General features: G+C 39.2%; 10 protein-coding genes and 1 pseudogene. 3 read left to right on the forward strand and 8 right to left on the reverse strand.

All coding sequences use genetic code 11. From position 1 onward, the window contains the following. Positions 1-235: 235 nt before the first annotated feature. The 5 genes and pseudogenes from infB to rpl7ae all read right to left on the reverse strand — a co-directional run. Positions 236-1,978 (reverse strand): translation initiation factor IF-2, encoded by a 1,743-nt coding sequence (infB, locus tag AMDU4_RS13775; RefSeq protein ID WP_021788535.1) that lies wholly within the window; start codon positions 1,976-1,978, stop codon positions 236-238. 2 nt (positions 1,979-1,980) lie between these two features. Next, a complete protein-coding gene (gene ndk, locus AMDU4_RS13780) occupies positions 1,981-2,400 on the reverse strand; it encodes a nucleoside-diphosphate kinase (RefSeq protein WP_021788536.1) in 420 nt (139 codons plus the stop codon). A 4-nt stretch (positions 2,401-2,404) separates the two neighbouring features. Continuing rightward, positions 2,405-2,602: a 50S ribosomal protein L24e gene (locus tag AMDU4_RS13785; RefSeq protein WP_019841727.1), complete on the reverse strand. Its 198-nt coding sequence runs from the start codon at positions 2,600-2,602 to the stop codon at positions 2,405-2,407. Positions 2,603-2,607: 5 nt separating this feature from the next. Further along, on the reverse strand, positions 2,608-2,817 hold the full coding sequence (locus tag AMDU4_RS13790; RefSeq protein WP_021786334.1) for a 30S ribosomal protein S28e: 210 nt from the start codon (positions 2,815-2,817) through the stop codon (positions 2,608-2,610). Positions 2,818-3,174: 357 nt separating this feature from the next. Then, positions 3,175-3,534 (reverse strand): annotated as a pseudogene (gene rpl7ae, locus AMDU4_RS14105) (50S ribosomal protein L7Ae); the annotation flags it as partial. Between the two features lie 297 nt (positions 3,535-3,831). Between rpl7ae and AMDU4_RS13800 the strand changes: the two are divergent. After that, positions 3,832-5,103, forward strand: a complete 1,272-nt coding sequence (locus tag AMDU4_RS13800) for an MFS transporter (RefSeq protein ID WP_021788538.1) — start codon at positions 3,832-3,834, stop codon at positions 5,101-5,103. A 21-nt stretch (positions 5,104-5,124) separates the two neighbouring features. Here AMDU4_RS13800 and AMDU4_RS13805 read toward each other — a convergent pair whose 3' ends face one another. The 3 genes from AMDU4_RS13805 to tnpC are packed head-to-tail and all read right to left on the reverse strand — an operon-like array spanning position 5,125 to position 11,837. Beyond that, complete coding sequence (locus AMDU4_RS13805; protein ID WP_021788539.1) at positions 5,125-6,966, reverse strand: VWA domain-containing protein; 1,842 nt, start codon at positions 6,964-6,966, stop codon at positions 5,125-5,127. Next, positions 6,963-10,373, reverse strand: a complete 3,411-nt coding sequence (locus tag AMDU4_RS13810) for a cobaltochelatase subunit CobN (protein ID WP_021788540.1) — start codon at positions 10,371-10,373, stop codon at positions 6,963-6,965. Before AMDU4_RS13810 ends, AMDU4_RS13805 begins: the two co-directional genes overlap by 4 nt. Before the next feature lie 57 nt (positions 10,374-10,430). After that, on the reverse strand, positions 10,431-11,837 hold the full coding sequence (gene tnpC, locus AMDU4_RS13815; RefSeq protein ID WP_021788541.1) for an IS66 family transposase: 1,407 nt from the start codon (positions 11,835-11,837) through the stop codon (positions 10,431-10,433). Positions 11,838-12,151: 314 nt separating this feature from the next. Between tnpC and AMDU4_RS13820 the strand changes: the two genes are divergently transcribed. Next, on the forward strand, positions 12,152-13,093 hold the full coding sequence (locus tag AMDU4_RS13820; RefSeq protein WP_021788542.1) for a respiratory chain complex I subunit 1 family protein: 942 nt from the start codon (positions 12,152-12,154) through the stop codon (positions 13,091-13,093). Then, the gene (locus tag AMDU4_RS13825; RefSeq protein WP_021788543.1) at positions 13,090-13,731 is read left to right on the forward strand and encodes a hypothetical protein; all 642 of its coding nucleotides are present in this window, start codon (positions 13,090-13,092) and stop codon (positions 13,729-13,731) included. The genes AMDU4_RS13820 and AMDU4_RS13825 overlap by 4 nt, the downstream gene beginning before the upstream one ends. Positions 13,732-13,790: the final 59 nt, after the last annotated feature.

Below are 13,790 nucleotides of genomic sequence, written 5' to 3' on the forward strand. Positions count from 1 at the left end.
CCTTTCATAGGATTGATTACAGGGAGTACAGTATATAAAGAAACTATACTGTTTTCAATCATAGCATTTATAGGCACATTGACCTTTCGGGATTCTTTCTTTTCCCTGATTTTGATGGTTGTATTTTCTATTGTCCTTATAATTTATTCCATTATATTCGTTTAGATTTCATATCTTTTTAACAGAGGATTTGCCCATATTATTTATTTTATGGTGTTTAAATTTCCTGCCTAATTCAGAATCCCCAAAATTGTTCTTCTTTCCTTTTGATTTTTATAAGTTCTTCCATGGTTTCTTTCATATCAGGATCCATATCCTGGTCTTTCATTTCTTTTACCACATTTTCAGGAACATCAACATATAAATCTTCATCAGGGAATATTTGCCGGTTTAAGGTAACACCATCAATTGCGCATGACAGTTCTGATCCCTTATCAGCATACTGCCGGTTTACATCACCATCCCTCAGGCTTTTAATAGTTCCTGCATATTTGTTGTTGCTGTTTATGAGCTTGTCTCCAACCTTGACCCGGCCTGAAATGACCCTTATTCCGACTATAACAGGCTTAGCTGCCCTGAAAATGTAATCAGGCAAAATTACCAACTTTGATGGGACGGGCCTGCTGTTTTTCTTTTCCTCTTCTATTTCATGCTTTTTGAACTCAAGCCATTTATTCAGATCGTCTATCATGGAGTAAATCACATTCCCTGAAATAACCTTTGCATTGTTATATTCCATGTTTTCTCTGGCATCGCTTGAAATATTAACATTAAATCCGACAATAACGCGGTCCAGTGGGTTATTTAACGTGGACACATTTATTATATCTTTTTTTGTAATGTCACCGATCTGGGCTTCCCTAACATTAATCTTGTTCTGTTCCATTTCATATGCTATGGCTTCAAGTGAGCCTATGGCCTCAGCCTTTATTGTAATTCCATTTTCCGAGAGTTTTATATCCGGTTTAGATTCTTTTATAAGTTCATTGAACGCATCATCGGTTTTACCGCCCTTCACAACAATTATAGATGTACCTGAAATAACATCAAGTTTGTCTGTTATCAGAATTCTAATTCCGGCAGCTGATTTTATGCTATCCCTCTCCTCAACACCTTTTTTTCCCGGGGCCAGAATAGCCTTCACCTTTGTAACCGCTGGACCCGCATTCGTATTCAATGCTATTTTATCGCCCTTGTGAAGTGTGCCCTGATACAGTATTGTGTCCAGTGTAGTACCTATGGACTCTTCTTTCTTGATTTCTATCACTGAACCGCGGGTGGATTTATTTTCAAATTGTATATGGTCTTCCAAAAATCTCTGTGCTAGTCCCGTGAGAACCATCAGTATATCAGGGACTCCTATGTTCAGCTTTGCACTTATGGGAACTATTGCAAATGATTTTGTGAAATCAGTGATTCGGTCATATCTATCAGACGATATTCCTTTGACATAAAGGTCATTAATTATTTTGTAAATTTTTTCATCAAGGGCATCCACATATTCCTTCCGTTGTTTGAGGAGTGTTTCCTTAAATGAGGTATTCTTGGCAGTTATAAAATATGGTACAAGATCTATTTTATTTGCAGCTATTATAAATGGTGTTTTATATTTCTTTAAAACATCTATAGATTCTATCGTCTGTGGCTTTAGCCCCTCATTCACATCTATAACAAGAATTGCTATGTCAGCCAGTGCTCCGCCCATTGATCTCATATTGGCAAAGGCCACATGCCCCGGGGTATCTATAAATAATAAACCTGGAATTTTAATCTCAATATTTTTAAAGTAATTCTTCATATTTGATTCAAGGGTATTTTTATCTATTTCTGTTGCACCAATCTTCTGTGTAATGCCACCAGCTTCTTTCTTTGCTACGGTGGTCCCTCTGATATCATCTAAGAGAGTGGTTTTTCCATGGTCAACATGACCCAGTACACATACAATTGGTTCCCTTAAATTCTTTTTTGTTGTTTCCATATTCAATAATCCATTATCTCATTCTCATTAAAAAATATTTTATATTCGTGGTTATATGCTTCTGGAGAATCTGAGGCGTGGACTATATTTTCTTCAATATTCAGTGAGAAATCTCCCCTGATTGTTCCTGCAGCTGCCTTCGATCCATCAGTCGTCCCTGCAAGATTCCTGCATGAAACTATGGCATTGTCTCCTTCCAGTATCAAGGCAACTATAGGTCCGGATGTCAGGTAGGAAACCAATCCATCAAAGAAAGGCTTCATACTGTGGACACTGTAATGTTCTCTAGCTTTTTCCTCAGAAACTCTCATGAGCTTAAGTGAAATAATTTTTAATCCCTTGTTTTCGAATCTTCCAATTATATTGCCTATAATGTGCCTTTTAACTCCATCAGGTTTTATAAGTACCAATGTTCTTTCCATATTTTTACGCCTTTCTCATTTCCTTAATACGGTGGTACTCGTTTGTCCATTTAACATTTCTTGCGGCTCTTTTTAGGTCTATCATATTAACCCTGCATTTCTTTGAACAGAAATTCATAATATTTCCATCTTTTCTGATATAAATGATTCCGGATGCAGGTTCAATATCGTGGCCACAAAAGATACATTTTCTGTTTTCCATTTGATTCACCTTATTGATAATCTCCTTGCCTCTCTTGCAGTCTCCCTAAGCATCAGGATATCGCCAACCTTCACAGGTCCAAGAACATTCCTGGCGATAATTCTGCCCTGGTCTTTCCCTTCGAGGACTCTGACCTTTACAGTTGTGGCTTCACCGGTCATTCCGGTTCTTCCCATCAACTCAACCACTTCAGCTGGAGTTGCATCTTCTGCCATAAAGCATCACTCTTCACTTTCTTCTGAATCTTCTTTCTTCTTTGCAACTTTCTTTGCTTCAGAAGCTTTCTCTTTTACAGGTTCTTTCTTTTCCTTTGGTTCAGAAGTTTTTTCCTTTTTCTCCTCTTTCTTCGGTTCTTTTGCTTCAGAAGCTTTCTCTTTTACAGGTTCTTTCTTTTCCTTTGGTTCAGAAGTTTTTTCCTTTTTCTCCTCTTTCTTCGGTTCTTTTGCTTCAGAAGCTTTCTCTTTTACAGGTTCTTTCTTTTCCTTTGGAGCTTTTGTAGCTTCAGCTTCTATTTCTTCTTCCTTGGGCTGTTCACTCTTGGCTGCAGGTTTTTTCTTTTCTTCCTTTCCTGATTTTGCATTTTCTATTGATGATATTAAATCTTTATATGCGTCTTCATTTTTGCCGTAATCAACAACTGCTATAGATGCTGCAGATGCAATACCGACTTTTAAGCCGAGGTCATTCTTATTTTTTACATATGTATATGGGACTTTTCTCTCCTCGCACAGGACAGGCAGATAAAAAACCACTTCAGGGGGTGAAACATCCTCTGCTATGACAACAACCTTTGCCTCTCCTCTCTCTATAGACTTAACTACTTCATTTGTCCCTTTCTTAATCTTACCAGATCTGTATGAATTTTCTACAAAATCCAATGCGTCTTTGACTAACGATTCGGGAGCTTCAAACTTTACATAAGTGTTTTCCATGATAATCCTCCTTCACTTCTGGATGGTATTATAAACTGTAATATAAATATTTAGCATTATTCTGGGATATGAAATTAATAATAGATGTACTTTGAGTTGTTGTTGGTTCTCCAATTGATTGATGTTCGATCTAATATGACAATTATACCAGCATCCATAAATTGAATTAAAATATCTATTTTTCAGATCTATTCTTTATTGCCCCACTTGACAAAGTGACGGAAAATATATTAGTAATAGTATAAAATAATAATATCCCCATGTAAACTAATATATATAACATATGGTTTTCATCGCATGAGTGAAAAGACAGATGTTATTGCTGCATCAATGATTGGAACAATAATAGAATGGTACGGAATTTTTATTTTTGCTTCCGGAGCCATTTATATAGAAAGAACATTTTACCCCAGTGTTTCGGTGGCAGAAGGCCTGCTGCTGACATTGCTGACCTTTGCACTTGGTTTTATAACAAGGCCTGTGGGTGCATATGTCTTTGGGCATTTCGGTGATAAACTAGGAAGAAAGAAGATACTGCTCCTAACTCTTTTAATATCTGGAATATCTACAGGGTTAACCGGCTTAATACCTTCTGAGGCCAGTATAGGTGCCATGGCTATAGTTCTACTTGTAGTGCTTAGGCTTGCTCTTGGATTCGGCCTGGGAGGAGAATGGGGTGGTGCTATGCTTCTTACTCTTGAAACATTCAAAAATAGAAGAGGATTTTATTCATCCTTTGTACAATCAACTGTTGGAATAGGGTTGCTTCTGGGGATTGCAATATTCATACCCCTTGTATATGCTTTACCCTCTTCTTTTATGTATTCCATAGGGTGGAGAATACCATTCCTGGCTAGTTTTGTCATCGTTGTTGTTGGTATATTTATAAGATTAAAGGTAAAAGAGACTCCTGTGTTCGAGGCAGAAAAGAAAAAGAACAGAATCCTGAAATCACCTGAAAAAGAATTATTTACCAAACACTGGAAAAAAATAGTTGTTGGCACACTGTTGGCCGGGTCTTCTGGAAACTTCTTCTATTTTGCAATAGCATTACTTCCAGTTTTATTTGAGAATGCAAAAAAGATAACTATACTTGATGGACTCATAGGTACGGCAATATTCGGCATACTGGATGTGATATTTGTCTTTGTTGGCGGGCAGATATCAGACAAAAAAGGGAGGCGGGTTATCATCGCAGGGGCCAATTTATTGGCACTAATAGTGCTGTTCCCTTCCATTTATCTGGTGGGTTTTGGGTACTTTGTGGTATTTCTCTCCCTTTTTGCTGTAGCACATGGATTGAGCTATTCTCCATTGGGTGCAATGATTTCAGAAATTTTCCCCACAAATGTCAGGTATTCCGGGAATTCCGCAAGCTATCAGTATGGAAATTCGTTTATAGGTGGGCCTGCACCCTATGTATCAGACCTTCTTGGAACTATAGGGTATGCACTTTATCCTGTGTTCACCCTTATTTTTATTCTTATCGCCCTGGGCGTTATTTATAAATCCAAGGAAACAGACAAAATGTCACTGGAGGAGCCGGACAGTGCGTATATAGAATATTAATAATGAGGGGTTAACTGCCCCTCAGTTTATTTGTATGCTTTGTATGTTATTTATAATTTTTGCACCAGAATAATAGGATATTATACCATTATATGTGGGAAGAAATTTATTGTCATTTTTATCTATGATATACATCTTTGAAACAGGTTTTATTTTGGATGAGATCTCCTTAAGGTTCTCTTTTGGATTCCCGGGGAAAACGTTGCCTCTGCCATCCGTGATAAGGAGTGAAACGGTCATAAGTTTCTCATAGGAGGATAGTTTATAAATTTCATTCAGAGCATCATATAAGGGTGTTTTTCCTCCACTGGAGATATTATCTATATGGTTTTTCAGTGCAGTAAAATTCCTGGAAAAATTCATTAGCAGATCAGATCCAGTTCCAGAGAATTTTATGAGTGCAACCCTACTCCTTATAAGATATAGTTTTTTTAGGAGCATCTCGGAAAATTCTTTGGCTATTTCTATCCTGGAACTGAAATTCATTGATCTGCTGGAATCTATAGCTATAATGAATGGAACCGATCCCCTGGAGTACGAATTCCTCATGACTATTGTTTTGTCATTTATCATCCTGAAGCCAGATGCCCAGGTATTCAAAAGGGATGACCTCACATCCATATAGGTACCGGCCTTCACACCCTTATGCCTGTGCTGCCTTGATATGCCAGAACGTCCGGATTTTTTGGTTTCTATGCCCTTTGCCGGCTTTACATCCACACCCTGGATTTTTGGGCTTTCCTTTTTGTTAGCAGGTTTTTTCTGGCTCACATTGCCACCTTCCCCTTCTTCATTATTTTTTTTGTCAAAGGGTTCTGTGTGGTTTTGATTTGATTCATCTCCCCCATTGTCTTCACTGTCACTTTTATCCCTGTCAGGTTCACGGAAATTGTAATCGGGGTTCTTTTTTCCCTTTTCCCGTATTCTATGGTTAAGTGCGAATTCAAGGGCCTTTTTCAAATCATATTCATTTACCTCTGTCCTGCCATAATAGGCGGCTATGGCCTTTGCTGTTTTTACGGTGCTGATCATTGCCCTGTTGCTCAGGGAATTTTTTAGCACCGTATCTGCAATGAAAAGCAGATAATCTCTCTTTATTGTCACGTTCTGAAGTATTTTTCTTGCCTTGATTATCTTTGACCGAATCTCAGCATCCTGCGCTTTATATTCATCTATAAAACCCTGTTTGTCCCTGTCAAATTTATCCACCTTTTCAGAAATTTCCAGAAGCTTTTCCGGGGACTCTGGCATTTTGCCTTCTACCGAAATTCCGAACCGGTCAAGTAACTGCGGCCTGAGTTCCCCCTCCTCCGGATTCATTGTACCAACAAGTATGAATCTGGCAGGATGGATATATGATACACCCTCACGCTCAACAATATTTACTCCGGATGCGGCAGCATCTAGTATAGAATCCACTATGGAATCATCAAGTAGGTTTACCTCATCTATATATAATATCCCCCTGTTTGCTTCACCTATCAACCCTTCACGCAGAACAGATTCACCCTTTATGGCGTGTGATATATCAAGGGACCCTACAACCCTATCCAGTGTTGTGCTGTTTGGGAGATTTATTATCCTTATTTTCATATATTCTGTTTCAAGATTTCCGTTTTTCTTCCTTGCAAGGCATTCATCGCAAAGGTCTCCCTCAGGATCGCAGTGAAACCTGCATCCCTTGACCACTTTAACTTCAGGAAGAACCGAAGATAGGGAACGGACCATTGTTGATTTTGCTATGCCCTTCGGGCCGGTTATAAGTAGGCCGCCAATGTTGCTGTCTACCGCATTGACTATAAGTCCAAGTTTCATGTCATCATTATCCACTATTGCAGAAAATGGAAATGCATATGTCCTCATTCATTCTCACCTTCTATTTCCATATATTCTTCCTCAAGCTGTTCCTTCATGCTTTCACTTGCATGCCATATATCCCTTTTATATGCCTCTATCATCCTTGAAGTAATTTCAGAAAGCGCCCATGGATTTTCCTTTTTGAACCATTCCCTCATTTCTTTGTCAAGCACAAATTTTTCTGCTATGTTGTTGAATATGTTGTCATTGACCATTTTTGTTGTGGCACCCCACCCATAAAGATGTTCTATCTTTTTCAGCATTTCAGTTGCACCCCTGTAGCCGAAATTTTTCTGTGCTGCTATCCACTTTTCATTTAGGAGCTTGCCTATTGCAGTACGCTCTATCTCCTCTTTCATGGTTCTTACCTGTGGCCTACTGGGGTTAAACGTATCCTCAAACATAAGAGACGGTTTTGAACCACTCTTCTTTGCCATTAGATAGAAACCTCCAGCATAGGAGTAATTGCAGGAATCGTCATTTATATCAATTTCATCTATTTCCCTTTTATGTATGATAGTTTCTATGTCCCTTGAAATAGAAAGCAGCTCTTTTTTTGACTCCCTGCCGAAGTTATTTTTTCCGTATGAATACCCCATCCACTGGGTAAATACCTCGGCAAGGTCATTTTCGTTTTCCCATTTAGATGATTCTATTGCATTATTGACTCCTGATCCATATGACCCGGGCTTTGAGGAAAATATTCTGTCTAAGTGCCCGTATTTTTTATGGTGTTTGGCTATAAAGTTAATATCGTCATCCTCATCCAGTTCAGAGACCTTTTTAATTGCCATGTCTATTAATTCTATTATATTGAAAAGGTTGTCCCTCACTATGCCACTGGATTCTATAACAACATCGATTCTTGGCCTTTTCAGAATGTCCATGGGTATGGCCCTGACATCCTTGACCTTTTTTGTGCCCTCCTGCCATACTGGTTCAACCCCAATAGTGTAAAGTATCTGTGATATAAGTTCTCCATCCGACCTGTATGCATCAGTAGACCATAGTACAAAGCCAATGGTTTCCGGAAATTTATTGTTTTTCCTGTATTCATTTTCTATGAGCTTGTTTGCAAGTATTACGCCCACCTGCCACGCTGAATGGCTCGGTATTTTGAAGGGGTCAACAGCATAGAAATTTCTCCCAGATGGCAATACATCATATCTTCCCCTTGTAAGAGATCCGGAAATTCCAGGTTCTATAAACTGGCCATTTAATGCCTTAAGCAGATTATTCTTTTCATTTTCTGGTGAAAACCTTAATTTCTCTATGATGCTGGCTTCAAGTTCCGGTATGGCCGTTCCATTATTTATATAATCTGTAATTTTCTTTTCAGCTTCTTCCCTGCCAAATTTTTTACAGAGTGAATCATCAAAGCGTGTGGCCGTGGTAACATAGTCCTTGATATCCCCAGCATCTATATCCTTCCCATAGACATACAACCCCTTTGTCACTATGGAATCCTTGAAAAGGTTCAGGCGGTGTTCTATTTCATGTGTTGCCTTATGTGCATCATTAAAGTCTATTGATAACCCAACTTTATCCGAAATCTTCTGTATTTTTTCCAGAATCATGGATTCCCTGGACTTGTTCTCTGCTTTTTCAGTTTCCTCGTAATCATCTATAAGGTCTTCCATGTCCTTTATGTCCTGTGGAACTTCATCGTATGCAGTAGGTGGTGTAATATAATCCAGAAGTACAGCATAGCTTCTCCTCTTGGCTATTATCCCCTCTCCTGGCACATTGGTGGAATAGAGATAAAGGTTGGGCATCTCGCCTATTGAAATTTCAGGAAAATCAGATGGAGAAAGGCCAAGCCCTTTGCCAGGTGTGAATTCCAGAGTGCCATGGGTTCCAACGTGTATTATTGCATCGGCCCTGAAAATTTCCTGTATCCACTTATAAAATGCAAGCCAGTAGTGTGTAATGGGCGTGAGAGAATCATGTATTGTCCGTATGCTATTGTCATTGTCAGCAAATGTAATCCTCTTTGGCTGTATTCCTATGAAGACATTTCCGGAAAGTATGCCGGGGATGTAGATCGTTCCGTCACGAAGCATATAATCCCTTTCCCTGTTGAGTTCCCCCCACCTCTCATTTATCATATTCCTGGATTCTTCCGGGAGCTCATGGAAAAATTTTTCATACTCCTCAACAGGCATTCCGTACACGGATCCGCCTCTATTTATTATATCATCCACTGGCGTCCATTTTCCTTCTGGTATTGCCTTTTTTTCCATTATAGTTTTAATGAGTGATTCCCCGTTTTCAGGAAGATAGTCTATTGAATAGCTGTTATTTTTTAAGAGATGCATTATATTTGACACTGAATTCAGGGTATCAAGACCTGTGGCAGTGCCAATATTTGCCTCAAGATCCTTAAATGAGGAGCCAGAGTGAAGTATTATTGCTATTTTTTTTTCTGAATTATTCTTATATTTCAGGTTTATCCATCTTTCAATCCTGTTTACCATATACTGTGCCTGTGTTTCTACCGGGACAAGTTCCCTGTAAACAGTGCCATGGTCATAGATCTTCTTTATAACCCCTATTATCACAGGTTCTATGGTTCCATCCATTTCCGGCAACATGGCACTCATAATTGTGGAGACAACATCCAGACCTGACGAATCAAGCCATTCCTTTTCTTCCTTGTAATAATATATTAAACCCTGGAAAACCGGAACACCGAGGTCAATCAGGGTGCTTTTATCCTCTTTCTTTATAAGAGAAAATGATAACAGGTTTATTACCGCATCAACCGCAGGTTTTTTTTCATCATAAAAATAGGCATTTATGCAGTCTTCTGCACTCATTATGCCTCTGGATTTGTCACCGAAGCCATTGGTAAAGACAGGTATGGCAGAAATTTTCTTCTGGTTCAATTTGTCTATGATATACCTGACTATTTTTGTATCCCTGTCTACCCATGCCGTCCTGTAAAATAATATCCCCACCTTCCGTTGAAAATCACTGATACCGTAATCATAAATGCCGGAAAATGGCATTTCCCTTGGTTCCTCATAATGGCATGGGGTGAACATGCTTTCAATGAACAGTACCATATTTTTTATGTTTTCATATCCCCCGTAGAAATAATAATTTGATACCTTTTCCTCAACAAATTTGCTTACAGTGGAATAACTGCTGAGGATCGGGTCTATTGCTATTACATTTTTCCGCCCCTTTATGACTGTTTCAATTTCTTCCAGAATATTGTTATATATATTTTCCCCTGAAAAATGATGTATGAATACCGCATCGGCATTTCTAATGAATTCTATAAATTCAGAATCAACAGGGTCAAGGCGTGGATATTTTATTTTAATTTCATTGCCAGTTTCCTCCCCGGCCCGCAAAAATGACTGGATTACGGAACCATTCCATCCAATAAGTACGGCAAACTTCATAAAAGTAAAGTGAATTTTATTATATAAGCATTCCCGTAAGAGTTCAGTTACCTGAAGTTATCCCGGCTTAGCCCTGAACGGAAGTTTTCCCCTCTTTCTGTATGATTCGAGAACACTGTAAACCCTTGTGAAGTCCCTTGCTCCTCTCTCTGATCGTGATCCACCCGACACCTTCCTGTATGTGACTATGGGCCTTATTGCCCTTTCCGCCCTGTTATTGGTGGGTTCAACAGATCTGTCAATAACAAAACGGAAGCGATCATCCCTTTTCCTCTTCAGCTGATTCCTCACAAAACCGGAACATTTCTTTGACTCATACGGAACGTCGATCTGACGGAATTCATCATACAGGGCTTCGAGCATCTCCCCGCTTATCTCTTCAGGAGGTTTCTCGAGAAGCTTCTTTGCCATATCGAACACGTGTTTCAAGACGCCCAGAATGTATCTTCCCTCAGATTCATTGTACTGGATGAGCTCCTTCGCATCCCTTATGATATGTGCCCAGCACCATCCCTGCCCGTTCTTTGTGATCTTTGCCAGTTTCACGTATCCAGAAAACCCATCATGCATGTCAACACCGTCATGTTTCTTACCAAGTACCTTTTCCGGAACCTCATGTGATCTTGATCCCGTCACGTACAGTGATTCCCCTTCCGTGACGAATGCCCACATGTACCTGTTCTTTCCATCCACTCTCCAGGAGGTCTCATCAATGTATCGTGACTTTGCCTTCCTTATTCTACCCACAAGATTCCTGTATGCAGATCCAAGATGTATTGAAAGCTGGTGTATGATGTGCATGACCTCCCCCTTTGTAACACGGAGGTTGAATATATCACCCAGCATCTCTGATGTCCTTGCAGCTGGCAGTCTCTCCACGGTCTTCATGTAAGCAATGACAAGCATTGTTCTCAGGGAGAGTGTTGCCTTTGGAAGTGCCTCCCTGAAATCAGGTTCAACCATCTTTTTGCATCTGGAGCAGTAACGCCTCTCAATAGTGTATCTTATTACAGTGGGCTTTATTTCCGGTATGCCTTCAATGGTCCTTGCCCTGGTGGTGGCTGAATCACTGAGATCAGACCAGCAGTAGGGACACTGCCTTATGCTTACAGTTCTCTCTTCATCCACATGGCCAGGTGTGGATCTGTGGTATCCCCTGTGACCGATCCTTGCACCGGACCTCTTCTTTTCCGGCTTTGGTTCGGATTGTTGTTCAGCAGTATTATGATCAGCTGCGGCAGTTTCAGGCATGTAATAGTATGGTTTGCCATTCTTTATGCCGACATTCTCTGGATGTCTCACCCTGTATTCATCAAAATCCTTCTTCAGCTTCTCCAGATCCCTCCTGAAAGATTCCTTATCCTTCCGAAGTTCCTCTATGATCTTTTCCTGCTCTTCTATCTTCCTGGAAAGATCGTCAATGATCTTCTTAGGGTCTGGACATCTGTCGGGTGTTTTATTCATTATATTATTATAATGCATTCATTATATATGGATATTTCTGTTCGTAATGCGGATTCTGATGGACTTCAGATCACTGAACTCTTACGCATTCCCGGTAAATAAAAGCAACGGCCGAAATGTAAAGAACATGGTATTTTAAAGGCACATCCATTTAAATGCGTATTATTTTGTATGAATTTCTCAGTGCTTTATCTGTCGTATTACGTTATACATTATCATTTTTACAAAATAAAATTTAAATATACATAAGCGATTAAGGGTAGGAATGACGTCTCCATAATGCAGTGCGCTGATGACGCCTATTGGTGATTAAAATGTTAACCTTAATCATGGAGACGCTGTCACAGTATCTATTCGTTGTTCTATTCTCGCCACTTGTTATTGGCATATTTGAAAAGCTTAAGGCAAATGTTGAATCAAGAAAAGGCCCCAGCATATTTCAGCCCTATTATGATTTATTTAAATTGCTTAAAAAGGAAACAATAATTACTGAAGATTCTTCCAGGATATTTTTGTATTCTCCATATATTGCTTTTGGCATATATTCACTTATTGCACTTATCATCCCGGTATTTATGACAGACCCCATAATTTTCACCGCCTCCGGAGATTTCTTTGCCGGTGCCATACTTTTTTCACTTGCCGCCTTCATAAAAATTATGGGAACGCTGGATTCCGGAAGCAATTTCTCCTCCATGGGTGCGTCCAGGCTCATGTCGTTCAATTTCTTCGGTGAAGGAACGTTAATAACTGTATTCTTTGCCGTTGCACTGATAAGTGGAACAAATAACCCTTACGTAACTAACCATTATTTGATAACCCATCCACTATCAAATCTTAGCCTCGTGCATATTTTCGCTATCTTTGCATTCTTCATGGTTTTCATGTATGAATTCGGCAAAATGCCAACACAGAGCGAGGGTAACCAGGAAATGGGCATGATAGATTCCGGCATTGATTACGAATACAGTGGGAAAGCACTGGCAATAAATAAATGGTCGTCCTACATGAAAACCTATCTTCTTGGTTCAGTACTGATAAATGTGTTCCTGATACCATGGGGCATGTTCAATACATTTCCACTCTTCTTTTTAAACGCTGTAACCATGGCTGCCAAATGGATACTGCTAATAATAATAGTACTTGTAATTGATACTTCACTGGCTAAACTGAGGCTGTTCAGGGTTATCGATTACCTGGCTGTGGCATTTACATTTTCAATACTGTTCCTGATAATGAGCGAGGTGATCGCATGAAGATAATATTTACAGTAATATATCTGCTGGCTGCTCTCATAGTAATTACAGGGTTTTACATTCAGGTTAACAAATATCTTAGATCCATGGTAATGACACAGGCACTCCAGTCATTTATTATAGCATTAATTGCCTTCCTTCTTGGGATAGCCTTAAGACAATATACATTTTTCATACTGGGCGCACTGGTTATTTTGCTCAGAACAGTTCTTGTAACATATTTTCTTGCTTCTAAAATACCGAAAAACAAAAATTATCTCTATGAATCAAAGTTGCCGACCACCTATTATTTACTGGTAGACCTGGCATTTATTGTTGTATCCATATTCATTGTGTATTCAATATCTTTTATACATATTGTGTCCCTCATATTTCCAGACAGCGATATTATACTTTTTCCGCTTCTGCTTTTCTTCCAGGGGCTCTTCATTATAGCATCCAGGAAGAGGACTATAGCTCAGATACTGGGATACATAGAAGAGGAAAATTCGTTGATACTTCTTGGCACATTCATACTTCCAGTGCCCATTATAATAGAGAGCAGTGTGTTTCTTGATGTGCTTGTCCTGGTTGTGATATTTTCCATAATCAGCATTGAGAAAACAGAGCATAAGCCTGTGGAGGAGTTGAGAGGATGATTTACGAGATTCTTATATTGATAATACCATTAATAGGGCTGGCATCTTAAAAGAATAAG

This window comes from Ferroplasma sp. Type II, from assembly GCF_000496155.1.